This window comes from Haloarcula onubensis, assembly GCF_031624605.1.
Taxonomy (GTDB): Archaea; Halobacteriota; Halobacteria; order Halobacteriales; family Haloarculaceae; genus Haloarcula; species Haloarcula onubensis.
This window is the reverse complement of sequence record NZ_JAMQOS010000001.1, coordinates 1,160,634-1,186,821: the sequence shown is the minus strand read 5'-3', so window position 1 is coordinate 1,186,821 and position 26,188 is coordinate 1,160,634. Positions and strand designations below refer to the sequence as shown.

Sequence of the window (26,188 nt, the reverse complement as noted above, 5' to 3'; positions counted from 1 at the left end):
AATGAGCTCAGAGACCAAGACACAGGACCAAGAAGCCCGCGAGAAGCTCATCGACCTCGCGGCGGAGTTCTACGACCAGTTCGCCGACGGCGAGGTGCCGACGATGTCGATTCCGACGCGGACGAAGTCGAACATCGAGTACGACGAGGAGAAGGACGTCTGGGTGTACGGGGACAGACAGTCGACCCGGTCGGCCAAGACCGTCTCCGGCGCCGAGAAGCTACTCAAGGCGACCTACGCCATCGACTTCCTCGCCCAGCAACTCGAGGAGGACCGCTCCTCTACCCTGCGTGAGCTGTACTACCTCTCGGAGTCGTGGGACCTGGAGGAAGCGCAGTTCTCCAGCCAGGACGAGTCCAACGACCTCATCGAGGACCTAGAAATCGTCTCGAACGTCACCCGCGAGGACTTCCACATGCGCCCCGAGGAGTCCGGCGCGACGCTGATGGGACCCTTACTGCTGCGCGAGCAGACCCGCCGCGGGGAGCGGGAGATTCACTGCCAGGAGGACGTCGGCGAGGGTGGCTACCAGATTCCCAACAACCCCGACACCATCGAGTTCCTCGACAACGACGCCGACTTCGTGCTGTGCGTGGAGACCGGCGGGATGCGCGACCGACTGGTCGAGAACGGCTTCGACGAGGAGCACAACGTCATCGTCGTCCACCTCAAGGGCCAACCGGCGCGGGCGACCCGCCGTATCACCAAGCGCCTCCACGACGAACTCGACCTGCCCGTCGTGGTGTTCACTGACGGTGACCCGTGGTCGTACCGCATCTACGGCTCCGTCGCCTACGGCTCCATCAAGTCGGCCCACCTCTCGGAGTACCTGGCGACGCCCGAAGCGGAGTTCGTCGGCATCCGCCCGGCCGACATCGTCGAGTACGACCTCCCGACGGACCCGCTCTCGGACTCGGACATCAACGCCTTAGAGTCCGAACTGGAGGACCCGCGCTTCCAGACCGACTTCTGGCGCGAGCAGATAGAACTGCAACTCGACATCGAGAAGAAAGCGGAACAGCAGGCGCTGGCCTCGCGGGGACTCGACTTCGTGACGGACACCTATCTCCCCGAGCGACTGACGGAGATGGGTATCATCGACTAAGGGCGGCGAATTTCGGCGGCTCCGAATGCGTTTTAGTGGACGTTCCCGTACGTGCGACAATGCCAGTCATGTCGAGCGACGACTTCTCGCTGCACCGCGAGGACTGCGGCGAGTTCGACGACGGGATGCCAATCTCCTCCTTTCCCGACGAAGTGACCTCCATCGACGACCTGGACTGTGAGTGCTGGAACGAGTTCGACTCGCTGGCGGACGCCGGCTAGCGCTCGTCCAGCACGACGGGGACGCCGCGTTTCGCCACGTCCTCGGCGAACGCGCCCGAATCGGCTGCCAGGGCCTCGAAGGTGTTGTAGTGGATGGGGAGCACGAGGTCGGGGTCCATCGCCGCGGCGAGGTCAGCGGCGTCGTGGCGGTCCATCGTGTAGCTGCTGGCGATAGAGGGACAGAACAGCGAGACGTCGAGTGCTTCGTGGCCCGACAGCACGTCGCTGTCGCCGGGCCAGAACACCCGCACGCCGTCGAGCGCGAGGAGGAACCCACAGCCGATGCCCTTCGGGTGGATGGGGCTGCCGTCCGCGCGGACGTTCGGACCGTCCTCGTGGTTGTACGCCGGCATCGTCCAGATGGGCACGTCGTCGACCAGCAGTTCGTCCTCCATCGACACCGTTCGGAGGTCGTAGTCGAGGTCGGCGAGGCGGGCGAGGTCGCGGTCGGTCGCGTGGACGTCGATACCCTCGAACGCCACGACGGTAGCGTCCTCGCTCGCCACGCGGCGGATGCCGTCGGGGTCGTAGTGGTGGACGTGGGTCACACAGACGATATCGCCGTCTCGGGGCGCGTAGTCGCGGGCCGGCGGGTGCCCGACGCCGGGCGTGTCGGGCTCCCACTCGCCCGTGAGGACGCCGTACCGGCCGGGGTCGAGGTAGACGACGGTGTCGTCGCCCTCCAGGCGGAGCGTCGCGTAGCCGAGCCACTCGGCGGTGATGCCGTCGTGTCGGATGGTCATGACAGGACGTTGTACCAGCGGCGGGTTACGGCTGTCGGTCCCGTCGCCAGTCACTATCTGTCGTCGGAGAGCGCGACCTCGACGGAGACCACGTCGCTCTGCCCCGAGGCCGCGTAGGGCCTGTCCCGCTCGCCCGGACTGTCGAAGTCGTAGTCCAGTTGCTGGTTCTCGTTGGTGTCCCGATGGGCGACCAGGACCAGCGGCTGCCCGTCGGGCGGTCGCCCGTCGAGTGCGATGCGCACGTCCCTGTGTGAGCCCGGTTCGAGGTAGCCAGACGTACCCAGGACGGTGCCGTCTGTGTCCTGGGCGTGGACGACGACGAACCCGCCGGTCGACACCGAAGCGGAGTCGACGGTGAGCTGGCCGCCCTCGATGCTGGGGTTGTCGACGGTCATCGAGGCCACCGGCGAGGAAAGCACCACGAACGCGACGTAGGCGATACCCAGCAGGACGGCGGCGTGTTTCGCCCCGTCTTTCAGGCTTCCCTCGCCCAGCTGGCCGCCGATGAAGCCCGTCAGGACGGCCTGGACCAGCGCGATGTGGAAGAAGATCAGCGTGTAGGCCGCCTTGTCGACCTGTCCGAGGCGGGCGAACTGGTCCGTGTTGACGCCCAGGCGGTTGGCGTTCGACGGCGTCGGGACGGAGGAGGGCAGGGCGGGGACCAGCACCTCCTGGACGGCGACGATGATGACCAGAAAGACGAAAAAGGAGATGTAGATGACGACGAGATACGTCAGCATCTCCTGGCGCCGGCGGTTGCGAAGCCGGTGGTCGGCGCGGGCCTGCGTGGCCGCGATACGCAACACCGACCCGAGCTGCCCCGAGGCGTGCATCGCGTTCGTCAGCAGCGTCACGACGCGCGAGATAGCGGTGGTCCGGATGCGGCGGCCAAAGCGTATCAGCGCGTCGTTGACGTTCGCGCCCATGGTGATATCGGCCCAGATGCGGTCGACCTCCGGGCTGAGTACGCCCACGTCGCTGCCGCGGACCCGGCGGAGGCTCTCGACGACGGTCATCCCGGCCTCGTTGAGGCTGGCGAGCCGTTCGAGGAGTTCGGGGGTCGCCGCCTCGATGCGGCTGACCCGCCGGCTGTATATCGTCCGGACGACGGCGAAGGAGCCAAGCACCAGCAGGAGCGACTGGACCACGAGGTCGTCGAGTATCCGAACGTTGACCGAGGCGGCCTGGAACGCGGCCGGCAGCCGGACGGCAAACAGCACGAGCGCGACGGGCACCGCGAGATACAGCACCTTCGTCGGGTTCCAGACGAGCGTGCGGACGGGCGAGCGCAGCGTCGCTTTCAGCGACCCCAGTCGGTCGTGAAAGCGCAGGCGCGCCCAGTTGGGGTCGCCATCACTGACGAGACCGCCGTCGGTCAACTCGGTCGCGCCGCCGGTGTCCGACGGGCGCCCGAGTGTGGCCGTCGCCACGCGTTCGAGTGCCCTCGTCGTCCCGGTGTCACCGATGCCCAGCGCGGAGAGCTTCTGGTTGAGATACACCATGAAGCCGACGTTGGCCAGCGGAATCGCGAGGTAACCGAGCAACTGGAGGAAGGGGAGTGTGTCGGTCGTCGTCAGCCCGAACACCATCAGAATCGTGATGAGGAAGAGGACCCCGGCGACGAAGATGGTGACGTAGGCCTCCGCGACGGTCGCCAGCGATTCGAGCAGGTCCTTCTGGCGCTCGGCGGCCTCCTCCTGGTGGCGCTCGTACTGGCTGTGCAGGAACGACGAGAGCGACTGGCCGCTCTGGAGGACCGACGAGAGGTTCTCCGAGAACGTCTTGAACCGCTCGCTGGGGGTCCGCCGGGTCATCCGCTCGATACCGGATATCATGTCGCGACCGAACAGTTCCATCTCGCGGACGGCGACGCCGAACTCGCGGGCGTTCTCCCCGTATATCTCCTCGTTTTTCGCCAGGACGGTCATCACCTCGGGGAACGACATCCCGCCTCGCGAGAGGGCGTACATGAACGCGATGGTGCGGGCCATCCCCGCGTCGATGTTGCGCTGGCGCACCTCGGCCCTGTTTTTCGGCATCTCCCAGCGCATCACGTACGTCAGCAGGGCGGTGATACCGCCGAAGACGGCGCCGCTGGCGACGAGAATCGCCAGCGTCTGGCGCTCCGAGAGGACGAGTTCGAACCCGCGGATGCCGAAGGCGTTGACCATCGTCCGCGGGAGCCCCATCATGAGGTCGATTATCGTCGGCACCAGCAGGAGGAACCCGCCGATGGCGTAGGCCCCGGCGACGGCTCCACCGATAGCCGCCAGTCCGGTGTAGAGGTAGGTCCGCGTGGCGTAGGCCCGGTAGGACTGGCCGATGTAGGCGGCTTCGAGCTGGCGCTCGCGCTCGGGCGAGTCCGTGACGTAGCGGCCAAACAGCCGACGGGCGATGCGCGTCACCCGGCGGTCGACGGTATCGCTCGCCGACGCCAAGAAAGCGAGCGCGAGGACTGCGGCGACGACCGAGAGCGGCGCCAGTCCCAGCGGGTTCAGCGCCATCTCACTCCGTGGAGCCGATGCGCTCCATCACCTGCTCCTTGTCCGCGTAGTACTTGTTGACCATCGCGGTGAAGCGCCGGTAGTCGGTGACGCCCCGCTCCCGGAGGTAGGTGAGAAAGCGCTTGCGGTCGTTTATCTCGGTGAGCAGTTCTGACTGGCTCCAGCCGCGTTCCTCGCGTATCTCGTCGACGAGTTCGCTGTTTCGCTCCTGGAACCGGTCGCCCGTGGCCTGCCAGGCGTAGGTGGTCGAGTAGTCCAGTTCCCCGGTCCGCTGGTCGATGCCCTCTATCTCGGCGAGCGTCTTCGCGCGCCGGACCCGCTCGTCGCCCGAGCGAGCCAGCACCTGGACACAGAGGATGTCGAGACTCTGGACCATCGGCCGCGGGACGTTGATGGGCTCGTTCTCCAGCCGGTTGATGACCGTCTGGACCGAGTCCGCGTGCATCGTCGAGAACGTCGTGTGGCCGGTGTTCATCGCCTGGAACAGCGTGATGGCCTCCTCGCCGCGGACCTCGCCGACGACGATGTACTCGGGCCGGTGTCGCAGCGCCGAGCGCAGCAGGTCGTACATCGTGATGTCGGAGTCGTCGAGCCGTTCCCGGGTGACCGAGGAGAGCCAGTTGTCGTGGTACAGCGACAGCTCCCGGGTGTCCTCGATGGTGAGTACCTTCGACCGGGGCGGGATGAACATCGCCAGCGCGTTCATCGATGTGGTCTTCCCGGCCGCGGTCCCGCCGGCGAAGATGAGCGACTTGTTGGACTCGATGGCGAGCCAGAGGTACGCGAGCATCTCGAGCGAGAAGGTGCCGAAGTTCAGCAGGTCGATGGGCGTGAAGGGCTCGTCGGCGTACTTCCGGATGGTGAAGGCCGACCCCCGCGGCGTCACCTCCTCGCCGAGCGCCAGTTCGATACGGGAGCCGTCGGGCAGCGTCGTCGAGACGACGGGGTCCGAAATCGAGACGTGCCGGCCCGACCGCTGGGCGAGTTGGATGACGAAGTTGTCCAGTTCCGCCTCGTCGTAGACGATGTTGGTCTCGATGTCGGTGTACTCGTCGTGGTAGACGAAGATGGGGAGGTCCGAGCCGTCACAGGAGATGTCCTCGATGGCCGGGTCGTGCATGAGCGGGTCGATGAGGCCGTAGCCCTGGAAGGAGCGGTACAGATAGTAAAAGAGGCGGTAGAACGTCTCGGCCTCGATGACGACGCCGTACTCCTCCAACCGGTCGCGCAGTTCCTCCCGGAGGGCCGCTTCGGGGTCGGTATCGACCGTATCGCGGTAGATGAGCGGGCCGCGGATGTCCTCGTAGAGCCGGTCTAACAGTTCGGATTCGAAGTCGGAGAGCGACGGCTCGACGACCTGATAGCGTTTCTCGTCGGTCTCCGGGTCGCGGTTGATGGAGACGAACGCGAAGGGGGCGTTGAGCCAGTAGCGTTCGAGTTCCTCCCACCCCTCCAGCCCGGGAAACCGGGTCAGCGTCCCGTGGCGGGCCGGGTCGTAGTTCGATTCGGGCACCGCCGTTCCCGACAGTATCGTGGCCGTCCGCGACAGCCACGCCTGTATCTGGCCCAGTGGGTTCCGGACGCTGTCGCCGGGGTCAGGTGTCTCGGGGTTAGACATCGGTCAGGAGATGGGTGCCGTGGATGTAGACTCCGTTTGGTGGCCAGCTACTTAAATTCGCTCGCCGACTCAGGCGCTGTGTCCACGTCTGCGAACGGACCCGCCGGGGCTACGTCAGGTCGGCGGTGAGCAACACGCCGGCGAGGACGGGCGCGACCAGTGCGCCGACGGGAACCGTCGTCCCGGCGAAGCCGCCCTCTAAGTTCAAGAGGCCCGTCCCCACGAGCGTGAGCAGGCCGACGACGCCGAGGAGCGCGCCGAAAAAGTGGACTGGGTGGAGGGGCAACCCGTCGGAAAACTCGTCCTCGCGAGCGTAGTACGCGACGCTGGCGACGAGTGTCCCGGCGAAGACGGCCAGGGCGACGGTCCAGAGGGTGCCGGCGAGGCCCGTGTACGCCGGGAACCGCATCGCCTCCCATGCCCAGACGAACTTCAGTTCGTTCGAGACGGAGATGCCGTAGAGATACTGGAGGCGGAAGGGGAGAAACCGGAACACGACGCCCGTAATCCGGCCGTTCCCGAAGACAGAGACCGACCAGGGGGCGATGGCCACCAGCCACGTCGACAGCACCGCCAGTTCACCGGCGTACTCGGATTTGACCCACGCCATCCTGTTAGCAGGGCCACCGGCGGCCCGGTAAAAGCTACCGGTCAGCCCGCCGGTGGTGACAGCGCCGATACGTTCTTTGGCACGGCCATCCAAGTGAGGGTATCCGAATGAGGCGCGACTACTTCACCATCGACATCCGGCCGGAACCGGGCGACGACGGTATCCCGACGATAGCTATCGAGTACACGGGCCCGTCTGGCGGCCTTCGCGACCGCCTCACAGAGACGGCGGAAGGGACGCTCGACTCCAGCGAGCTAGACGTGGCCTTCCGACATCAGGCCGACTCCGAGGGCGGCGTCCTCTCGCTGACCGACCGGATGACCGGTGAGTTCATCTTCGAGGCGGCCGCCGCGGTGGAGGCGGTGGACGCGCTCGTCTCGGCGGCCCAGCGCCACGACGGCGACGGCGAGTACGAGGTGCGACTGACCGACAGCGACGGCAAGTCGCTGGTCTACGAGAAGGCGGTGTTGCTGGTGTACGACGAGGACGGCAACCTGCTGCGCCAGCGCAGCCTCATCCCGGGCAGCGTCGAGCTCTAGAGCCGGTCCGCAAGCGCCGGGAGTACCGTCGTCACGTCCGACCGAAACAGGTAGTCCGCCGCGTCGTCCTGCGGTGTTTCCTCGAAGTTCACCACGGCGAGCGTCGCGCCCGAGTCCAGCGCGATTCTCGGGAGCAGGGCGGCCGGCCTGACCGACAGCGACGACCCGACGGCCAGGAACACGTCGCTCTCGCGGGCCAGGCGCTGGGCCGTCTCCAGCACGGTATCGGCGAGTGACTCGCCGAAAAGCACCACGTCGGGCCGGTAGACCCCGCCGCAGTCACAGCGGGGCGGGAGCGAGGCGTCGTCGCCGGTCGCGACGGCCGAACGGGCCCGCTCGAAGGCCGGTTCGGCCGGTTCCGTCGCACCGCAGTCGTCACAGCGAACCCGCCGGTTCGCGCCGTGTAGCTCGACGACGCGGTCGCTCCCGGCGGCGGTGTGGAGGCCGTCGACGTTCTGTGTCAGCACCGCGTCGAGGTGGCCGCCGGCCTCCATCGTCACCAGCGCGGCGTGTGCGTCGTTCGGTTCCGGGTCGCCGCCGGTCAGTGCCGCCCGCAGGTCGACCCGGTCCCGCCAGAACCCCGCCGGGTCGGCGTCGAGGCGTCGGCGGTGGAAAGCCGCCGGGTCCCACTCGTTCCAGATACCGTCCGCACCACGGAACGACGGGATGCCGGAGGCGGTCGAGACGCCGGCGCCCGACAGCGCGACGGCGGTGTCGGCGATCCGAATCGCGTCCGCCAGCGCGTCGACCGCGTCCTCGTCCATACGGATACCGGCGAGCGGACGGGAGAAAACGCCGTCGACCCGCTCACGTCACTCGAACGGTAATATTCTGAATCATATATATTGGAAAATTGGTGTTTTAAGACTGGAGGGCGTAGTGGTGACACTCCCATGAACCCCTCCAGGCGGGCCACGTCCGCGCTGACCAACGACTCGACGAGCGACGGACCAAAGTACGGCGAGATAGCCGAGTGCGAACTGTGCGAGAACGAACGCCACTGTACGGACCGGTGTGGTATGCTCACGTGCCCACGCTGTCAGGCCGACTTTCTGCCCTGACATAGCACGGATTTATCCGAGAGAGTAGGCGTTCCAGGTTCGGAAGTCTGCAGTTGTGTTTCGACCGCCTCGCGGACGAGGAGACGATGACGGCAAGCAACACGGAACTGCCGGCGTCGGAGTGGCGCTGTGCGCTCCGCGAGGGCGTGCCGGCCGCTGCCATGGTGGTCGCCGTGTCGGCCGTCGGGGGGACACCGGCGTGGCTCGTCCTGGCGAGTGCCGGCGGCGCCCTCCTCCTCGGGACGCTGCTGCGCCAGGCGCGCCTGCTCGCCGGAGGCGTCCTGCGTGCGAGAGCGCCTCCAGAGCACGTGGTCTCACTCCGGGGCGTGACTCCACGGCAACACCCCTGTACCGCCAGGGAGCTGTCGGAACGTTCGCTTCTCGGCCCGATTTCTGCAAGAACCGGTCACGGTCACAGTCGGTGGAGCCGTCCGCGAAAGACGGATTTAAACCGCCCCGCCACGCCCTTTCGCATGACATGCGATTGCATGAATACCAGGCGAAACAGGTCTTCGCCGACGCGGGCGTCCCGACACCCGCGTCCACGTTGGCCGAGACAGTCGACGAGGCCGTCGACGCGGCCGAAGACATCGGCTATCCGGTCGCTATCAAGGCACAGGTACACGTCGGCGGGCGCGGCAAGGCCGGCGGCATCAAACTCGTCGAGGACAGAGAGGAGGCCCGGGAAGCGGCCGACGCCATCCTCGGGATGGACCTCAAGGGGTACCACGTCTCGAAGGTGCTCGTAGAGGAGGCCGTCGACTTCGTCGACGAACTGTACGTCGGCGTGACGATGGACCGCGGCGAGGGCCGGCCCGTCGCTATGGTCTCGACCAAGGGCGGCGTCGACATCGAGGCCGTCGCCGAGGAGACGCCCGAGGCCATCGCCCGCGAGCACATCGACCCCGCCTTCGGGATGCACCCGTTCCAGGCCCGCAAAGCGGTGTACGACGCCGGCGTCGACCGCGAGGTCGCCAACGACGTGGCGAGCGTCCTGGGCACGCTGTATCAGCTCTGGGACGACCGCGACGGCAGCGACGTCGAGGTCAACCCGCTGATGATTACGAGCGACGGCGAGGTCGTCGCCGCCGACGCCGTGATGAACATCGACGGCGACGCCCTGTTCCGCCAGCCGGAACTACAGGAGATGGGCGAGGAGGCGGCCGACGGCGACGCGCTCGAACAGAAAGCCGACGAGTACGGCTTCGACTACGTCCGTCTGGACGGTAACGTCGGCATCATCGGCAACGGCGCCGGTCTCGTGATGACGACGCTGGACCTCGTGGACTACTACGGCGGCGAGCCAGCGAACTTCCTCGACGTGGGCGGCGGCGCGAAGGCCGACCGCATCGCAAACGCCCTGGACATGGTGTTCTCCGACGACAACGTCGAGTCGGTCGTCTTCAACATCTTCGGGGGCATCACCCGCGGTGACGAGGTGGCAAACGGCATCAACCAGGCCCTAGAGCAGTTCGACGAGATTCCCAAGCCCGTCACCGTCCGACTGGCCGGGACCAACGCCACGGAGGGCATGGAGATTCTGAACGAGGAACTCGTGACGGTCGAGCACACGCTGGAGGACGCCGTCCAGCGAGCGGTCAGCTACGCGGAGGAGGAAGAAGAATGAGCGTTCTAGTCGACGAAGACACGCGCGTCGTTGTACAGGGAATCACCGGCGGGGAAGGGAAGTTCCACACCGAACAGATGCTCGAATACGGCACCAACGTCGTCGCCGGCGCGGTGCCCGGACGAGGCGGCCAGGAGGTCGCCGGCGTCCCCGTCTATGACACGGTCCACCAGGCGGTGCGCGAGGAGGACGCCAACGCCTCCGTCGTGTTCGTCCCGCCCGCGTTCGCGGGCGACGCCTGCTTCGAGGCGCTCGACGCCCCGGACCTAGACCTCGTCGTCACCATCACCGAAGGCATCCCGACCCAGGACGTGGCGCGGGTCTACCGCAAGCTTCAGGAGACGGACACCCACCTCGTCGGGCCGAACTGTCCGGGCCTCATCACGCCCGGTGTCGCGAAGCTCGGCATCCTGCCCGGCAACATCTTCTCGTCGGGTAACGTGGGCCTTGTGTCACGCTCTGGCACGCTTACGTACCAGGTCGTCGACAACCTCACCGAGCGCGGCCTGGGCCAGTCGACCGCCATCGGCATCGGCGGTGACCCCATCATCGGGACGGACTTCATCGACGCCCTCGAACTGTTCGAGGCCGACCCCGACACCCACGTCGTCGCCATGTGTGGCGAAATCGGCGGCGAGGACGAGGAGGAGGCGGCCCGTTACATCGGCGAGTACATGGACACGCCCGTCGTCGGCTTCATCGCCGGCCGCACCGCCCCGCCGGGCAAGCGGATGGGCCACGCCGGCGCCATCGTCTCGGGGTCGGGGACCGGGACCGCCGAGTCGAAGATTTCGGCGCTGGAGAACAACGGCGTCGCCGTCGGCGACACGCCGAACGAGGTTGCCGAACACGTGGAAGACCTGTTATAGGTCCGCGGCGCACGCTGGCCGGTCTCGTCCGGCCAGCAACCAGAGCCGCGGACGTATTTTATAACGAAGCGGCGCCCGTCGACCGGTCTCGTCCGGCCAGCAACCAGAGCCGCGGACGTATTTTATAACGAAGCGGCGCCCGTCGTCCGGCCAGCAACCAGAGCCGCGGACGTATTTTATAACGAAGCGGCGCCCGTCGTCCGGCCAGCAACCAGAGCCGCGGGCGGATTCCTATATGTCTGCGGCGCCCGTCGACCGGCCAGCGACCAGAGCCGCCCAGAACCGGTCGAAAGCAGCCGACGCCTTCTTTACCTAGGTTTTCGAACTGTAACTGAATGAGTGAGCCCCCAGCCGAACGGACAGTCGTACTCACAGGTGCCACGTCGGGGGGGCTCGGTGGGCTCCCGTCGGCGTTGGCCGAGGGTGGGCACCTCACCGTCGTGACCGTCGAGGACGACGTGGCGACCGAACTGGCCGAGGCGGACGCGCTCGTCGTCGTCGACGACCCGCCGGCGACCGACGGCGTGGCGACGTTCCGTCGCGTGCGGGACGACGACTGGACGCTCCCGGTCGTGCTCGTCGGCGGGGACGTCTCCCCCGAGCGCGTCGAGGCGGCGCTCTCGGCCGGGGTCACGGAGTACGTCGCGGCGTGGTCGGCCGACCGGGCCGGGGAACTGGCCGCCCGTATCGAGGCCCACGTCAGCACGCCGGCGCTGGACGGCCTCGTACAGGCACAGCGCTGGGGGGCCATCGTCGGCTCGCTCGCCCACGACGCGAGGAACCCGCTGAACGTCGTCACGGGGCGTCTGGAGTTGCTCGACGTCGACGACACGCACGGCGACGCCATCGAGCGCTCGGTCGGGCGCGTGGAGTCGCTGCTCTCGGAGCTATCGACCGTCGCGAACGTCGCCGGTCCCATCGAGGAGACCGAACCCGTCGACCTGGCCGAGACGGCGAGGCGGGTGTGGGGTGACGTGGGCGACTCGCCCGGGACGCTCCGCGTCGAGACGACGGCGACTGTACAGGCGGACCCCGACTGCCTCCAGGTCGTCCTCGAGCGGCTCTTCGAGAACGCCCTGACCCACGCCGGCGCGGACGTCACCGTCACCGTCGGTGACACGGAGCGAGGGTTCTACGTCGCCGACGACGGGCCGGGCGTCCCCGCCGACGAGCGCGCGCGCGTCTTCGAGCAGGGGTACGGCACGTCCCGGGAGGGCGAGGGGTACGGGCTGTTCGTCGCCGAACGTATCGCGACGGCACACGGGTGGGAGGTCACTGCGGCCGAGAGCGAGGCCAGCGGCGCCAGGTTCGAGGTCCGAAGCCGATAGTAGGGTCACCGAACCGTGAGACGCGGGACCAATAGCCACCGAACAAACTTGTCAGAAGTGGCGGAAAAGGGCCGAGAACGGCAGATTCTGGGGCTCCAAACTCGTGTTGTGAACGTTCCGGTGTAGCTATAAGGACGGAATATGAACATTCGGCTATGCCCCACACCTGCCGGAACTGCAAACGGACGTTCAGCACGGAGCTCGAGCTCGAACTCCACCTCGACACATGCTCTGCCGGCCAGCTGTACTGCGACGAGTGTGGCGGGCGGTTCACCGAGCGAGCGGCGACAGAGGACGGGTGGCACTATCGGTGTCCGAACGATGACTGTGACGGCGACGGTATCGGCGACGACATTCACCAGGTATCCGACGCGCGGGTCGCGAAACAGTAGTTCTCGACGAGCGGCCGCTCGTCATCGCTTCTCGCCCAGCGATGCGGCAATCGCCGCGATGCGAGCACAGGCCCGCTGACACACCGGGACGTAGCCGACGGCCAGCGGGGGCACCTCGAACCCGACGACGCTTCCGGTAGGGTGGGTCTCGACGAAGTGGCCGGTGGCCGGGACGCGGGCGACCGTCCACGTCCACCGGTAGTTCTCACACGACGTTATCTCGAAGGGGAGCCAGACGGCCCCGAGCGCCCGCACACGACCGCGGGTCTCCGCGGTGATGTACCGGTCGGGTGACTCGACGGCGGTTCGCCGAACAGAGTGAGACGACCCACGTCGGACCGGGAGTTCGACGGCGGTGATAGAGAGTCCCCAGTCGGGCCACTGCTCCGTGTCTGTCAGCACCTCCCAGACGACGTCGATGGGCGCATCGACGACCCGGCGGACGACGAGTCGCCGACCATCAGGGGTCCGTTCGAGAGCGTAGTCGGTCTCACCGAGCGAGAGAGTCATTATCAGAACGGATAGGGCGGTACCAAACTATAGGTTAGTCCGACCATAACCCCTGGCCAGATGATAGACGCCCGCGACCTTCGCAAGGAGTACGGCGATTTCGTCGCCGTCGAGGGGAGCAGCTTCTCGGTGGACAAGGGGGAAGTGTTCGGGGTCATCGGTCCCAACGGAGCCGGCAAGACGACTACCCTGAAGATGCTCGCCGGCCTGCTGGAACCGACGGGCGGGACCGCCGAAATCGCCGGTCTGGACACCGAGACGACGGAGATGCGACAGCGGCTTGGCTTCCTGCCTGAGGAGTCGCCGCTGTACGAGGAGATGACCCCCATCTCCTATCTCAAGTTCTTCGCGGACCTCTACGACGTGCCCGGCGAGGTGGCCGAGGAACGGATGCACGGGACGCTGGACGAACTCGAACTCGAACACAGGGAACGGAAGCTCGGCGACATGTCCAAGGGCATGAAGCGCAAGGTGGCCATCGCCCGGTCGCTCATCAACGACCCGGACGTGCTCATCTACGACGAGCCCGCGTCGGGGCTGGACCCGCTGACGACGAACTACGTCATCGAGTTCACCGAGCAACTCGCTAAGGAGGGCAAGACCATCGTCTTCTCGGCGCACAACCTCTTTCACGTCGAATCTATCTGTGACCGCGTCGCTATCATGAACGAGGGGCAAATCGTGGCCAGGGGCGAGTTAGACGAGTTGCAGGCCGAGTACGGCGAGACGCGCTATCACGTCTACACCACCGTCGACGTGCCCGACGCCGTCCGCGAGAACGGTAACTTCCGGGCGGAGGTCGAGAGCATGGACGCCGTCGAGGCGACACGAACTGCCGCCGAGGACGCCGGCGGCCAGGTCGTCGACATCCGCACCGAGGAGTCCAGTCTCGAAGAGGTGTTCCTCAACGTCGCCGAGGCCGGGACACGCGGGACCCGGTACGTCGGGGAGGACGGCGAGTAGATGCGGCCCGCGAAGCTGCTGCGGGTCGCGAAGTGGGAGGTGACGAAGAACGCCGGCGGCGTCGACAAGCGTACGCTCGTCGTGATGGCGCTTGCCATCCTCGCGATGGGCGCGGTCGCGGCCGTCGCGGTCAGCGGTGGCGGGCCTGGACTCGACGCGGACATCTACCGCGTCGGCGTCGAGGAGTCGAACCCCTACTACGAGGTCGTCACCGACGACCCTAGCTTCAGGGTTCAGGACCCGGACGCCGATGCGTTCGAGCGGGGGGAGCAGGACCTGACCTTCTACGGGCCGAACCCACTCAGTCGGCCCGAGACCGAGAAGCAAGCGGCGGCGCTCGAAGCCCTCCGGAGCAGTACGGAGTCGTACAACGACCGGACGATGGCCCGGGCCGACAACCAGACGGCGGCCTTTCCGGTGTCGGTAACGCTGGTCTACCAGGAACAGAACGGGACGAGCGCGCTCGACACCCGGACCGACGGCGGGGACGACGCGACCGGCGGCGACGCGACCGGGAACGGGAGTTCGTCGGAGGGCAACACCGGGACCGACGGGGGAACCCCGGACGGCTCCGAGGGTGCAGCGACGGCGACCGCCGGTGGAGGTGGCGGCGGGACCGGTGGCGACGGGACAGGTGGGAGCGAGCAGACCGCGGCCGGTGGCGGCGGGGCGGACCTCGGCGGTATCGGCGCCCAGCTCACCGGGGACGTAGAGCGCGGGACGCCCGGCGACATCTCCCCGCCGTTCCCCTTCGAGTCGCTCGTGCTCGCCTTCCTCTACATCGTCCCGATGAACTTCGTCATCCAGGCCTACGGCTCCTCGATGCTCTCCGAGCGGCTCAACCGGCGGGGCGAACTGCTGCTCGTGACGCCGGCCTCGCGCGGGGACATCATCGGCGGAAAGACGCTGCCGTACCTCCTGGGCGCGATGGGGGTCGCGACGGCGATAACGGCGCTGCTTCGCTTCTCCGGCATCGTGCCCGGCGGGAGCCTCGTCGCCGTCCTCGCCGTCCTGCCCATCGCCCTGCTCTTTCTCGCCGCGACGTTCTGTGGCGCGATGTTCGCCCGCTCGTTCAAGGAACTCACCTTCGTCACCGTCACTATCACGGTGACGCTGACCTCCTACGCGTTCGTCCCGGCCATCTTCACGGACGTGACGCCTATCGCGCTCATCTCGCCGCTGACGCTGGTCGTGATGGACCTCACCGGCCGGTCGATATCGGCCGGCGCCTTCGTCTTCTCGACGCTTCCGCCGCTCGTGACCGCGCTCGTCCTGTTCGGACTGGGCGCCGGGCTCTACCGCGAGGAGGACATGTTCACCCAGCGCTCGATTCCGCTGAAAGTACTGGACGCGCTGGCGGGCCGTATCAAGTCCCGCAGGAGCGCCCTGAAGATGTCCGCCATCCTCATCCCCTTCGTCATCGTCGCCGAACTGGGCGCCATCGCGTTCCTGTTCGTGCTGGACTCGGTGTCGCTGAACGTCTTCGGGACGAACCAGTCGCTGGGCATCGTCCTCGTCCTGGGCGTCGTCGCCGTCGTCGAGGAACTCGGCAAGAGCCTCCACATCTACGCCGGCTACGCCCACGCCCGCTACGAGCGGACGCTGCGGTCGGCCATCGGACTGGGCGCGCTCTCCGGACTCGGCTTCTTCCTGGCCGAGAAAGGGCTGCTCATCGTCCGGCTCTCGGACCTGGAGAGCCTGCCAATCGGCGACGCCGCCGTGATGGGGGCGACGCCACCGGGCGGCGTCCCGCTGTGGGCCGTAGCCGTGTTCTTCCTGTTTGCTCCCCTCGCGTTGCACGCGGTGACCGCCGCCATCTCCTCTGTCGGCGCTCGGCGGGGCCGCTGGGCGTACGTCGTCGGGGTCGGCGCGGCCGTCGTCGTTCACTTCGCCTACAACCTCACGGTGGTGAGCGCCCTTGCGTGACGACCGCCCCTGGTATCGGGACCCCCGAGTCGTGGTGGCTCGGCGGGAGGTGCGCTCGCTCTCCCGCGAGAAGACTATCGTGCTCGCCTTGCTCATCCAGCTGTTCGTGGCCGGCTTCTCCTCTTTCCTCGTCGTGGGGTTGACCTCCCTGTACGACCCCGGCTCGGTCTCCGCGGGCGAGGTCGAGATGGCCGTCACCGGCGACGCCCGCGACGAACTGCTGGCGGCCGGTGCCGAACACGAGAGCGCCCGGATGACCGAATACGAGGACGCCGACGAGGCCCGACTGGCCTTCGAACAGCGCCGCGTCGACGCCCTGCTGAACGCCAGTTACGTCGCGTCGAGCGACGGGCCCGGAAAGAAGATATCCGTGACCGCCCGCATCCCCGAGGGGTCGATTCGCTCGACGCTCATCGTCGTCAACGTCCGCCGCGTGCTGGAGACGCTGGAGCGCCAGGAGCGGTTCGAACGGGCCGGCTCGCTGGAGTCCGACCCGGTCCCGCTGCCGCCAGAAGTCAGCGCCAGCCCCTACTTCGGTTTCACGTACACGGTCCTCATTCCGCTCTTGCTCTTCCTCCCTGCGTTCATCAGCGGCTCGGTCGCCGTCGACGCGATTACCGAGGAGATGGAACGCGGGACCCTGGAGTTACTCCGGGTCGCGCCCGTCTCGCTGCTCGACATCGTCGACGGGAAGGCTCTGGGGATGGCGCTGCTGGCGCCCGCACAGTCCCTGCTGTGGATTCTCCTGCTGTCGGTCAACGGCATCCGCGTGGCCAACGTCGCCGTCATCCTGCTGTTCGTCGCGGCCGTGGCGGCGCTGGTCGTCACCATCGGCGTGGTCCTGGGCGTCGCGACGGGCAAACGCCGCCCCGCACAGCTCATGTACTCCGTGCTGACGCTCGTGGTGTTCGGCGCCGCGGTGGTGCTGCCCGAACACCCGGCGACCACCGTCGCGAAGCTCGCCGTCGACAGCCCGACGCTGTCGACTTACGCGACGGTCGTCGGGACGCTGGCGGTCGCACTTCTGGGGTACGCCGCGGCCCGGAAGTACGTCGGCAGCGTCGACGCCAGCGCGTTCTGAGCGGGCGCCGTCGCCGCTCGCGGCGGTTGCTTTTTCTCCCCGGCGGCCGCCGTCTCGGTATGGAGTACACCACACTCGGCTCGACCGGGATGGAAGTGAGCCGCATCTGTCTGGGCTGTATGAGCTTTGGCACCTCGGAGTGGCGCGACTGGGTGCTGGACGAGGACGAGAGCCGCGAGATTATCGAGCGGGCCATCGACCTCGGCATCAACTTCTTCGATACGGCGAACATGTACTCGCTGGGCGAGTCCGAGCGCGTCCTCGGGAACGTCCTCTCGGAGTACGACCGCGACAGTCAGGTCGTCGCGACGAAGGGCTACTTCGAGATGGACGAAGACAACCCTAACTCGGGCGGGCTCTCGCGGAAAGCCCTGGAGCAGGAACTGTCGAACTCCCTCTCGCGCCTGGGGATGGACACCGTCGACCTCTACCAGATTCACCGCTGGGACTACGAGACGCCCATCGAGCAGACCCTGAAAACCCTCGACGACATCGTCCGGCGGGGCCAGAGCCGCTACGTCGGAGCGTCGTCGATGTGGGCCCACCAGTTCGCCGAGTCGCTGCGGGTGAGCGACCGCGACGGACTGGAGCGGTTCCAGACGATGCAGAACCACTACAATCTGCTCTACCGGGAGGAAGAGCGCGAGATGCTGCCGCTGTGCGAGCGGGAGGGCGTCGGCGTCGTCCCGTGGAGCCCGCTGGCACGTGGCTACCTCACCCGGCCCCACGAGGAGTTCGAGGCGACGACCCGCGGCCAGACGGACGACTACGCCCGCGAACACCCGTACTTCGACGGCGGCGGCCGCGAGGTCAACGAGCGCGTCGAGGAACTGGCCGGGGAGTACGACGCGACGATGGCCCAGATTGCGCTGGCGTGGCTGCTCGACAAGGAATGGGTCGACGCCCCCATCGTCGGGACGACGAGCGTCCAGCACCTCGAAGACGCCGTCGAGGCGCTCGACATCGACCTGGCCGGCAGCGACGTGGCGTATCTGGAGGCACCGTACGAGCCGGTTCCGGTTTCAGGGCACGAGTAGCGAGGGCGACCAACGGGAGCCGCGAAGCAGTAGCGAGGAATCGAGCGAAGCGAGATTCCTCGGCTAGCGTGCGGGAGCGATAGCGACACGCGAGCAGTAGCGAGGTGCCGAGCGCAAAGGGACCCCACGAAAGAGCCCGTGTCCTGCCACGTTCGTGTCAGATATCGTTAATACCACTCACGACCTACCGGTGGCATGTACGAGACGCCGTTCGAGACAGAGATAGACACGCAGGTGGCCGACAGCGTCGTCAGCGCGGCCCGGACGAGCGTGGGAGACACCCTCCGGAGCGTCATCTACTTCACGCCCTCGGCGATGGACCTCCTCTACGTGCGCCGTGACCTCTATGACTCGCGTCGGCGGGCCATCGAGGCCAAGTCACGGCTCGTCGAGTTCGAGCGCGTCGGCTTCGCCGAAGCCCCGGTCCGGACGGCGCTGTCGGCCCCGCGGGACCCGGAGAGCATCGGCCCCTACGACTTCACCGTCCGCGTCCACGAGGACGGCTTCGTCGTCCGGGTACTCGCGGAAGAAGACGGCGTGATTCTGACGACCGACGACATGGACGTCGAGGCCTTCGACGAGGCCGCCGTGGCCATCACGAAGTTGCTGCGTGCGCAGTAGCTACGGAATCCGTCCCCCGGCGCTCCCGGCCTGGTCGCTCCCGGCCTGCTCGTGGGTGTGGTGGAAAAAGCGGATGCAGGCCACGCCGTCGTCGCTGACCGGTTCCAGACAGACGCGCTGGTAGCGGTCGTTGTCGCGCATGTTGACCATCAGTCCCTCGTCGTGGACCGACACCGAGTCGAAGGCCGCGCCACAGACCGGACAGATGACCGGTTCGTCGGCGTCCGCCTCACCCTGGCCCGTCAGCTCCCGGTCGCTCACGGCTCGACCTCCGCAGCTACCGCCCGCATCCGCTCGTACTCGTCCTCGTCGTAGGCGATGAGGCGGACGTCCGAGAGCGACGCGGGCTCGAAGGCCGCGAGTTCCTCGCAGATGATGCCGACGCCGTCCTCGAAGTCGAAGCCGGCGATGCCACAGCCCAGCGCCGGCAGGACCAGCGAGTTACAGTCCAGCGCGTCGGCCTCCGCCAACGCCGACCGGGTCGCGTCGCGGATGCTCTCGGCCGTCGACTGTCCGCCGGCCGGCATCGCCGCGGCGTGGATGACGTACTCTGCGTCTAGTTCGTATGCGTCCGTCGTCGCCACGCCGCCCAGTTCGACCGGCCCCTTGGCGACGGCCTCGTCGTCGATACCGCCGCCCGCCGCTCGCTTGAGCGCCCCGGCGACGCCCGACCCCATCCGGAGGCTGGTGTTCGCCGCGTTGACCAGCGCGTCGGCGGACTGTGCCGCGATGTCGCCCTGAACGACGTCGAACTCCATACGAGAGCGTGCGTGCGACGACGACAAAGGTCTACTGGCATATGGTCACTCCCCTCACGCCAGTTCGATACCTATCGAGTCCTGACAGCGGACATGGACCTGTTGCGGATGACGTGGCGGGACGTGGGCTTTCTGCACTGGCCGGTCGACCCGAGCGTCGTCGCGCCGACGCTGCCCGACGGACTGACCCCCGATATCAAGAACGGACAGGCGTGGCTCGGCGTCGTCCCCTTCGAGATGGCCGACATCCGCCCGCGAGGTAGTCCCGTCGGGCGCTCCTTCGGGGAGTTGAACCTCCGGACCTACGTCACAGACGGCGAGACGCCGGGCGTCTACTTCTACAACTTAGACGCCGACGACCGCCTCAGCGTCGCTCTCGCCCGGCGGCTGTTCGAACTGCCGTACTACCGCGCGTCGATGACCGTTCGGCGCACTGACGACGGCGTCCGCTTTCGGAGCCGTCGGACCGACGACCGCGCGCCGCCCGCGGACTTCGACGCCACGTACGGGCCCGCAGACGGTGCGGAGCCACACGTCCCCGCAACGCGGTCCCTGGAGGCGTTTCTGGTCTCTCGGTATCGGTTCTACGTCGCCGACGACTCCGGGACCATCTACTACGCGGATATCGACCACGACCCCTGGCCGCTGCAAGCGGGGACGGCGACGGTCCGTGAGAACGACCTCTTCGCAGCCAACGGCTTCGACCGCCCCGCGGGCGACCCGATAGTGCACTACAGCCCCGGCATCGACGTGACGGCGGGACGGCTGTGGCGACTGTGACCGACGCTACACTCAAGACGGCGGCGTCCCGACAGCGGGTATGGCGTCGCGAAAGCCGCTCACGGTCCGCGTCGAGGACGTCTGTTTCTGTCACTGGCCGGTCGACCCCGACGAACTGGCGCGGGCGATACCCTGCTGGCTCACCGTCGAGCGGGCGGCCGACGACGCCTGGATTACCGCTATCCACCACACCGTCGCGGGCGTCTCGGCGTTCGGCGTCGACCTGGGAAATCCGGCCCAGTCGGTGACGGTCCGGACGTACGTCCGGGGCCCCGACGGCCAGCGCGGGCTCTACTTCTTCGCGGCCTTTACCACGGACCCCATCGCCAGTGCCGCCGGGCCGCTGCTCCGACTCGACTACCGCGACGGCCGCGTGGCCCGCCGAGACGCGGACGGGGACTACCGGACCGAGCGGGCGCTGGACGTCGACGGTCGGCGCGCGCTCACAGTTCGGTACACGCCGGGCGACGAGCCGGCGACGACCGCGCCGCCGGACTCGCTGCCGGCCTTCTTCGTCGAGCGGTTCCGCGTCTTCGGCGAGGGGCCACTTGGCGCCAGAGTCGTCGGACACGTCGGCCACGACCCCTGGGAACTCGGCCCGGTCGAATCGGCGGTCGACGGCGACCTGCTGTCGGTACTCGGCCTCCCAGAACCGGTCGGCGACCCGCTGGTCCACTACAGCCCCGGAAACGAACTCGGGGTCGCGCCGTTCCGCCCGCTCTGGCTCGACTGATACTGGTGGCTGTACGTGCGTACAGAGATTCGCCGCCCCGGGGCGGCGAATGCATTCAGTTCGTTACAGCCACCAGTATGAGCCGGCCCACAGCTACAACAGGCTGGCAGCGGACGGTAGCGTATGGACGATATGCCGGACGGGGGGCGTGTCGAAGCCGTCGCTGGGTTCGTGGCCGTCGCCGTCGCGGCGGTCGGCATCGGCGGTGGGGCCCTCGCCTCGCCCGCCTTCAGCGTCGCGGGGAACGCCCTGTCGGACCTCGGCCAGCCCGGCAACCCCGCCGCGACGCCGCTGACCACGCTGTTTTTCGACGGCGGGCTGGTGGTGTCCGGGGTGATCGGGCTGGCGTTTACCGCCGGCTACTGGCAGGCGGGCCGCAACTGGCCGGAGCGGGTCGCGACACTGCCGCTCGCGATAGCACTCGCGGGGATGGCCGGCGTGGGGCTCTTTCCGGCCGGTCAGGCGCTGCACGCGCCCGCCGCGCTCACGCTGTATCTCGGGTCGATGGTCGCGATGGCGCTGGACGCGGTCGGCGTTGCCGTCGCTGGCCTTCGGACCCGAGCGGCGGCGACGCTCGGACTCGTCTTCGTCCACGTCGCGGGCTGGTGGTGGTGGGCCGGCGGCGGTCCGGTGTTACGGCCCGGGCTGGCGATTCCGGAACTGCTCGGCGCGGCCGTCTTCGCCGCGTGGGTGGTGTGGACCGCCGCGGGGTGACTCGACGCCGGCGCGGCGTGACCCGGTCGTACCCAGGCCCGGGAAGGGAGATGGTGCATCGAGTTCAGGCCAAGTTTCGCCCGAGCGAGTAGTGCCGGCCCCCGGCTCCGAGACTGGGACGCTGTAACGCCGATTTGACCGAACGCAGCTGTTTTCAGCCCACTCGTTTGAGTGCCCACACATGTCCCACTCTCGCCGAACTGCACTCCGGGCCGCAGGTGTTGCCCTCCTCAGTTCCTGGGCCGGGTGTTCGGCGCTCTCTCATGACTCCGCTGAGTCCGAGGACGTGACCTTCGAGCGGCTCGACGTGACCCCGGTCTACGTCGAGGACGGCGCCGAACTCTCGACGCCTGCAGAGGTCGAGACGGTAGACCAGGCGTACAACGCCGAGCTGCTGGTCCTCTCCGGGAACACGGACGCCACCTCGAATCAGGCGGTCGAGTGGCTCGCAGACGACCGCATCGTCGCCCTCCTGGGCGACAGCCCGGAGGCGACGTGGCTCGAATGGGCACGGAGCGACGCCTTTCGTGACACGTTCTCGAACGAGGGGTACAGCGACGCCGAACCGGACCCCTCGCTGGTGGTCGGGGCGAGAATCGGCCTGTACCTGAAGACCTATCGCCGCTCCTGGAGTGATGGCCCGAGAAACCGCGATGTTCTCAGAGCTCTAGACGAGTCACTCGTCGCCATCGAGAAGGAGACGCCACCAGGGGAGTAGACGTTCACTGGGTGCCCTGTCTGGACCACATCTGCAGCAAACTCTCGGCGAGCGAGACCACAGCGGAGCCCCCAGTATCAAACGCGGCAACTGGGCCGAACAGATAAAGGGGGGACTGCCCGGAACGGAGACCATATGGCAGCTATCGAGACGACGGAGCTGAGCCGGCGCTTCGGCGAGGTGACGGCACTGTCCGGGCTCTCGCTCTCGGTCGACGAGGGTGCCCTCTTCGGACTGCTGGGCCCCAACGGCTCGGGGAAGACCACGACCATCGAACTGCTGACCGGGCAACGCCGGCCGACGGGCGGGTCGGCCACCGTAGTCGGTCACGACCCTGTCGCGGAGCCGATGGCGGTCAAGCGGGCCATCGGCATCCTCCCCGAGCGGGAGGACCCGCCGAGCTTCCTGACGCCCCGCGAGTATCTCACCTTCGTGGGGGAGGTGCGCAGTCTCGACGACGTGGCGGGGCGCATCGGGACGTGGGCCGACCGCCTGGAGTTCTCGGGCGTACTCGACGCCCTCGCGACGGGGCTCTCCGAGGGGGAGCGCCAGCGGGTGATGCTCGCCGGCGCCTTCCTCCACGACCCGGCCCTCGTGTTCATCGACGAGCCGCTGGTGAACTTAGACCCCATCATGCAGGAGCAGGTCAAGTCCGTCCTCGCGGACTACTGCGGGCGGGGTAACACGCTCTTTCTCTCGACCCACTACGTCGACGTGGCGGCCGAACTCTGCACGCACGTCGGCATCGTCGAGGACGGCGAACTGGTCGCCGAGTGTGACCCCCGCGAGATGAGCGAGGACGAACTGCTCTCGTATTTCATCGCCGAGGTCGGCGGCGACGCCGCGGAGGTCCGGGCGTGACGCGGACGGACACGGCCGTGACCGGGACGCTGTTCCGGTGGATGGTCCGCGAGGAGTGGCGGCTGCACAGCCACCTCTTTGGCGGGGCCCGTTTCGCGGCGTTCCCGCTGGTCGTGGCCGTCCTCACCGGGGTCGGCGCGTGGCTGCTCCCGCTGACCGGGACGCCGATGGCGACGGTCGCCGGCGGGCTCGTCGCGCTGGTGGGTTTCTTCGGACTCCAGGTCGGGACCATCGGGCTGGTCGGTCGGGACGCGCTGCGGGACGTGCTGGGTGACGTGACGCTGCTCGTCTTCTCGGCCCGCACCCTCCCGCTGTCCTGGCGGCGACTGCTCGCGACCTTCCTGTTGAAGGACGTCTGTTACTACACCGGGTTCGTGCTCACCCCGGCCGTCGTGGGGTACGGCGCCGTCGCCGTCGCGTCGGGGACGACGCCAGCGAGCGTCGCGCTCCTGTGGCTCGCCGTCGTCGCCGCCTTCGCCTTCGGCGCCTCGCTGTCGCTCGCGCTCGTCGCGGTGGCGACCCGGAGCCGCCTGGCGTTCGCGGGCGCGCTCGTCGGCGGGACGCTGGCCGTCGTCGGCCTCGGCCTCGACCCGGTCGCGTACACGCCGTACGCGCTGTACGCCGACCCGTCGGCAGCCACAGTGGGCCGCGGGGTCACACCGACGCTCGCGCTCGCGGCGCTGGGAGTGGCCCTCTTTCGGCCCGTCGACGACGCGGGCTCGTCCCGCCACCGCGCGACCGAGCGGCTCTTTACCGGCGTCAGGGACCCCTTGACCAGACAGTCGCTGCTCTCGGTCACCCGCTCCTCGGGCTCGGTGGGGAAGGTCGTCTTCTCGATGGGCGTGCTCTTTGCCGTCACAGCGCTGTTGCTCGACCGGGTCACCGCCGCGACCGGCGTCCGACCGCAGCCCGGCGTCGCGTTCGGGACGCTGCTCGGGCTCGGTGCCTTCACGACCTATAGCTGGGTCACGCAGTTCGACTCGCCGCGGTCCTATCTCCGCTATCCAGTGGCCTACGCCGACGTGTTCGCGGGGACCCTGCGGGCGTATCTGGTCCTCTCGCTGTCGGCTGCGGCGGCCTACCTGGCCGCGGCGACGCTGTGGTATCCCGTCAGGGCACTTGCCGTCGGTCTCCTCGTGGTGCCTGGGGTCGCCGTCTACGTCTTCGGCGTCGCGGCGTACCTGACGGGGCTCGCGCCCAACGAACTGCTGTTCGACACGGCGCTGTTCGCCGCCTTCGGGGCCGCGCTCGCCGCGCTGGCGGTGCCGTTGCTCGTGGCCGCGCTCGTCGTCTCCGTCGCGCCGCTCGCCGCCGTCGCCGCCGCGGTTGGACTCGCGACGCTGGCCGGTGGTGTGGGCTGGTGGCTGACCGGACGTGCCGGTCCGCGATGGGCGGAGAAACTACAGAGCTAGTGACACAACCCCAACAGCTTTCCGTAGGTACAAGTGTCGAAACGTGTTCGGATACGATATACGGGTAAATCACATGGCAGAGGGAGATATCAGGACTCTGGTGGTCGACGACAGCGAGTTCTTCGCCGACATGACGGCGGAGACGTTGACACAGGAACACGACATGGAGGCAATCTCGGTCCACAGCGGTACCGCCGCCGCACAGCGCCTGGTCGAGGAGGAGTTCGACTGCGTCGTCAGCGACTACGAGATGCCCGAGATGGACGGTCTGGAGCTGCTGTCGACCGTCAGAGAGGAGGACCCGTCGCTCCCGTTTATCCTGCTGACTGGGCGGGGGGACGAGGAGACCGCGAGTCAGGCGATTCGGGCGGGCGTGGCCGACTACCTGCTGAAGCTCGAAGTCGTCGAAGACAAGCAGTACGGCCGGCTGGCAAACCGCATCGAGAGCGTCGTCAAACAGGACCGAACACGGAAGAAGTTCGAGTCGCTCGTCGCGAACTCGCCGGACGGCATCGCCCACATCACCGCCAAGGGCGTCGTGCTGTCGGCCAACCCCTCACTGGCCGACCGGCTCGGGACGACCCCCGACGCGCTGGCCGGCGAGCGCCTGACCGACGTGATGGACACAGAGACCGCCCGTCGACGGGTCGCCGCCGTCCGCCGAGCCATTGAGGACGGCGAGACCGTCGAGACGGAGGATTCGCTAGACGGCCGCCACTACCAGAACCAGTTCGTCCCCGTCGAGAGCCACCGCGAGCGGGCGACCGCCCAGCTCGTCTCACGCGACGTCACGGAACGCGTCGAGCGCCAGCGGGAACTGGAACGGCAGAACGAGCGGTTAGAGGAGTTCGCCAGCGTCGTCAGTCACGACCTGCGCAACCCGCTGAACGTCGCCGCAAGCGCGCTGGACCTGCTCGACGTCGAGGACGACGAGATGGTGGCGAAGATAGACCGGTCGCTCGACCGCATGGGCGACATCATCGAGGACGTGTTGACGCTGGCCCGGGAGGGGCGGGCGGTCCAGGAGCCCGAGTGGGTCACCGTCGACTCGCTGGCCGAGAAGGCCTGGGCGGACGTCGCGACCGACGAGGCGACGCTGTCGGTGACCGCGACGGGCGAGATAGAGGTCGACCCGACCCGGGGCCGGGACCTCTTCGCGAACCTCTTTCGAAACGCCGTCGAGCACAACGACGGTCCCGTACGCGTCGAGGTCGGCTCGCTGTCGGACGGGTTCTACGTCGCCGACGACGGCACCGGCATCGACGACGACAGCGAAGTGTTCGAGATGGGGCACTCGACGGCCGACGACGGCACCGGCATCGGGCTGGCAATCGTCGCCCAGATAGCCGACGCCCACGGTTGGGGACTCGACCTGACCGAGAGCGAGTCCGGCGGCGCCCGCTTCGAGTTGACCGGCGTGACACAGCGCGAGTGAGACACTTTTCACTGCTGACTTC

Annotated in this window: 27 protein-coding genes; 19 read left to right on the top strand and 8 right to left on the bottom strand. The window is 67.7% G+C overall.

What is annotated here, in order from left to right; genetic code table 11:
• Nucleotide 1 precedes the first annotated feature (1 nt).
• The gene (locus NDI86_RS06235; RefSeq protein ID WP_310899540.1) at nt 2-1,105 is read left to right on the top strand and encodes a DNA topoisomerase IV subunit A; all 1,104 of its coding nucleotides are present in this window, start codon (nt 2-4) and stop codon (nt 1,103-1,105) included.
• A gap of 59 nt (nt 1,106-1,164) precedes the next feature.
• A complete protein-coding gene (locus NDI86_RS06230) occupies nt 1,165-1,326 on the top strand; it encodes a hypothetical protein (RefSeq protein ID WP_310899539.1) in 162 nt (53 codons plus the stop codon).
• Here the strand turns inward: NDI86_RS06230 and NDI86_RS06225 are convergent.
• The 4 genes from NDI86_RS06225 to NDI86_RS06210 form a co-directional block, all read right to left on the bottom strand.
• A complete protein-coding gene (locus NDI86_RS06225; RefSeq protein WP_310899538.1) occupies nt 1,323-2,069 on the bottom strand; it encodes an MBL fold metallo-hydrolase in 747 nt (248 codons plus the stop codon). The genes NDI86_RS06230 and NDI86_RS06225 overlap by 4 nt on opposite strands.
• A gap of 53 nt (nt 2,070-2,122) precedes the next feature.
• On the bottom strand, nt 2,123-4,573 hold the full coding sequence (locus tag NDI86_RS06220) for a type II secretion system F family protein (RefSeq protein WP_310899537.1): 2,451 nt from the start codon (nt 4,571-4,573) through the stop codon (nt 2,123-2,125).
• A gap of 1 nt (nt 4,574) precedes the next feature.
• Nucleotides 4,575-6,191: a type II/IV secretion system ATPase subunit gene (locus NDI86_RS06215; RefSeq protein WP_310899536.1), complete on the bottom strand. Its 1,617-nt coding sequence runs from the start codon at nt 6,189-6,191 to the stop codon at nt 4,575-4,577.
• Between the two features lie 109 nt (nt 6,192-6,300).
• Nucleotides 6,301-6,801: a DUF7549 family protein gene (locus NDI86_RS06210; protein ID WP_310899535.1), complete on the bottom strand. Its 501-nt coding sequence runs from the start codon at nt 6,799-6,801 to the stop codon at nt 6,301-6,303.
• A 107-nt stretch (nt 6,802-6,908) separates the two neighbouring features.
• On the opposite strand from NDI86_RS06210, the gene NDI86_RS06205 reads away from it, so the two are divergent.
• Nucleotides 6,909-7,340, top strand: coding sequence for a DUF5793 family protein (locus NDI86_RS06205; protein WP_310899534.1), 432 nt, complete (start codon nt 6,909-6,911; stop codon nt 7,338-7,340).
• On the opposite strand, the gene NDI86_RS06200 is transcribed toward NDI86_RS06205, so the two are convergent.
• The gene (locus NDI86_RS06200) at nt 7,337-8,104 is read right to left on the bottom strand and encodes a Sir2 family NAD-dependent protein deacetylase (protein ID WP_310899533.1); all 768 of its coding nucleotides are present in this window, start codon (nt 8,102-8,104) and stop codon (nt 7,337-7,339) included. The two genes, NDI86_RS06205 and NDI86_RS06200, sit on opposite strands and share 4 nt — an antisense overlap.
• A 775-nt stretch (nt 8,105-8,879) precedes the next feature.
• Between NDI86_RS06200 and sucC the strand changes: the two genes are divergently transcribed.
• The 4 genes from sucC to NDI86_RS06180 all read left to right on the top strand — a co-directional run bounded on the left by sucC (nt 8,880) and on the right by NDI86_RS06180 (nt 12,617).
• Complete coding sequence (sucC, locus tag NDI86_RS06195) at nt 8,880-10,028, top strand: ADP-forming succinate--CoA ligase subunit beta (protein ID WP_310899532.1); 1,149 nt, start codon at nt 8,880-8,882, stop codon at nt 10,026-10,028.
• Complete coding sequence (gene sucD, locus NDI86_RS06190; protein ID WP_310899531.1) at nt 10,025-10,897, top strand: succinate--CoA ligase subunit alpha; 873 nt, start codon at nt 10,025-10,027, stop codon at nt 10,895-10,897. Before sucC ends, sucD begins: the two co-directional genes overlap by 4 nt.
• Nucleotides 10,898-11,232: 335 nt before the next feature.
• The gene (locus tag NDI86_RS06185) at nt 11,233-12,225 is read left to right on the top strand and encodes a sensor histidine kinase (protein ID WP_310899530.1); all 993 of its coding nucleotides are present in this window, start codon (nt 11,233-11,235) and stop codon (nt 12,223-12,225) included.
• Nucleotides 12,226-12,380: 155 nt separating this feature from the next.
• The gene (locus NDI86_RS06180) at nt 12,381-12,617 is read left to right on the top strand and encodes an HVO_2901 family zinc finger protein (protein ID WP_310899529.1); all 237 of its coding nucleotides are present in this window, start codon (nt 12,381-12,383) and stop codon (nt 12,615-12,617) included.
• Between the two features lie 21 nt (nt 12,618-12,638).
• Here NDI86_RS06180 and NDI86_RS06175 read toward each other — a convergent pair whose 3' ends face one another.
• Complete coding sequence (locus tag NDI86_RS06175) at nt 12,639-13,127, bottom strand: SRPBCC family protein (protein ID WP_310899528.1); 489 nt, start codon at nt 13,125-13,127, stop codon at nt 12,639-12,641.
• A 60-nt stretch (nt 13,128-13,187) separates the two neighbouring features.
• On the opposite strand from NDI86_RS06175, the gene NDI86_RS06170 reads away from it, so the two are divergent.
• The 5 genes from NDI86_RS06170 (at nt 13,188) to NDI86_RS06150 (ending at nt 18,755) form a co-directional block, all read left to right on the top strand.
• Complete coding sequence (locus tag NDI86_RS06170; protein ID WP_310899527.1) at nt 13,188-14,090, top strand: ABC transporter ATP-binding protein; 903 nt, start codon at nt 13,188-13,190, stop codon at nt 14,088-14,090.
• Nucleotides 14,091-16,016, top strand: a complete 1,926-nt coding sequence (locus NDI86_RS06165) for a PrsW family intramembrane metalloprotease (RefSeq protein ID WP_310899526.1) — start codon at nt 14,091-14,093, stop codon at nt 16,014-16,016.
• Complete coding sequence (locus tag NDI86_RS06160; protein ID WP_310899525.1) at nt 16,009-17,097, top strand: ABC transporter permease; 1,089 nt, start codon at nt 16,009-16,011, stop codon at nt 17,095-17,097. Before NDI86_RS06165 ends, NDI86_RS06160 begins: the two co-directional genes overlap by 8 nt.
• 59 nt (nt 17,098-17,156) lie before the next feature.
• Nucleotides 17,157-18,134 (top strand): aldo/keto reductase, encoded by a 978-nt coding sequence (locus NDI86_RS06155; protein ID WP_310899524.1) that lies wholly within the window; start codon nt 17,157-17,159, stop codon nt 18,132-18,134.
• A 195-nt stretch (nt 18,135-18,329) separates the two neighbouring features.
• Entirely contained in the window at nt 18,330-18,755 is a 426-nt protein-coding gene (locus tag NDI86_RS06150; protein WP_310899523.1) for a DUF7522 family protein, read from the top strand.
• On the opposite strand, the gene NDI86_RS06145 is transcribed toward NDI86_RS06150, so the two are convergent.
• Nucleotides 18,756-19,016 carry a DUF8145 family protein gene (locus tag NDI86_RS06145; protein WP_310899522.1) on the bottom strand — a complete coding sequence of 87 codons (261 nt, stop codon included), beginning with the start codon at nt 19,014-19,016 and terminating at the stop codon, nt 18,756-18,758.
• On the bottom strand, nt 19,013-19,513 hold the full coding sequence (locus NDI86_RS06140) for a macro domain-containing protein (RefSeq protein WP_310899521.1): 501 nt from the start codon (nt 19,511-19,513) through the stop codon (nt 19,013-19,015). The genes NDI86_RS06145 and NDI86_RS06140 overlap by 4 nt, the downstream gene beginning before the upstream one ends.
• 93 nt (nt 19,514-19,606) lie before the next feature.
• Here NDI86_RS06140 and NDI86_RS06135 point away from each other — a divergent pair, with 93 nt between their 5' ends.
• From NDI86_RS06135 to NDI86_RS06105, 7 genes are all read left to right on the top strand, one after another.
• Nucleotides 19,607-20,293: a YqjF family protein gene (locus NDI86_RS06135; protein ID WP_310899520.1), complete on the top strand. Its 687-nt coding sequence runs from the start codon at nt 19,607-19,609 to the stop codon at nt 20,291-20,293.
• A gap of 40 nt (nt 20,294-20,333) precedes the next feature.
• Nucleotides 20,334-21,026: a DUF2071 domain-containing protein gene (locus NDI86_RS06130; RefSeq protein WP_310899519.1), complete on the top strand. Its 693-nt coding sequence runs from the start codon at nt 20,334-20,336 to the stop codon at nt 21,024-21,026.
• Between the two features lie 123 nt (nt 21,027-21,149).
• Nucleotides 21,150-21,740 (top strand): DUF998 domain-containing protein, encoded by a 591-nt coding sequence (locus NDI86_RS06125; protein WP_310899518.1) that lies wholly within the window; start codon nt 21,150-21,152, stop codon nt 21,738-21,740.
• 181 nt (nt 21,741-21,921) lie between these two features.
• Entirely contained in the window at nt 21,922-22,458 is a 537-nt protein-coding gene (locus NDI86_RS06120) for a hypothetical protein (protein WP_310899517.1), read from the top strand.
• A gap of 135 nt (nt 22,459-22,593) precedes the next feature.
• Nucleotides 22,594-23,319, top strand: a complete 726-nt coding sequence (locus NDI86_RS06115; protein ID WP_310899516.1) for an ABC transporter ATP-binding protein — start codon at nt 22,594-22,596, stop codon at nt 23,317-23,319.
• The gene (locus NDI86_RS06110) at nt 23,316-24,731 is read left to right on the top strand and encodes a hypothetical protein (protein WP_310899515.1); all 1,416 of its coding nucleotides are present in this window, start codon (nt 23,316-23,318) and stop codon (nt 24,729-24,731) included. The genes NDI86_RS06115 and NDI86_RS06110 overlap by 4 nt, the downstream gene beginning before the upstream one ends.
• A gap of 73 nt (nt 24,732-24,804) precedes the next feature.
• Complete coding sequence (locus tag NDI86_RS06105; protein WP_310899514.1) at nt 24,805-26,166, top strand: ATP-binding response regulator; 1,362 nt, start codon at nt 24,805-24,807, stop codon at nt 26,164-26,166.
• Nucleotides 26,167-26,188 lie beyond the last annotated feature (22 nt).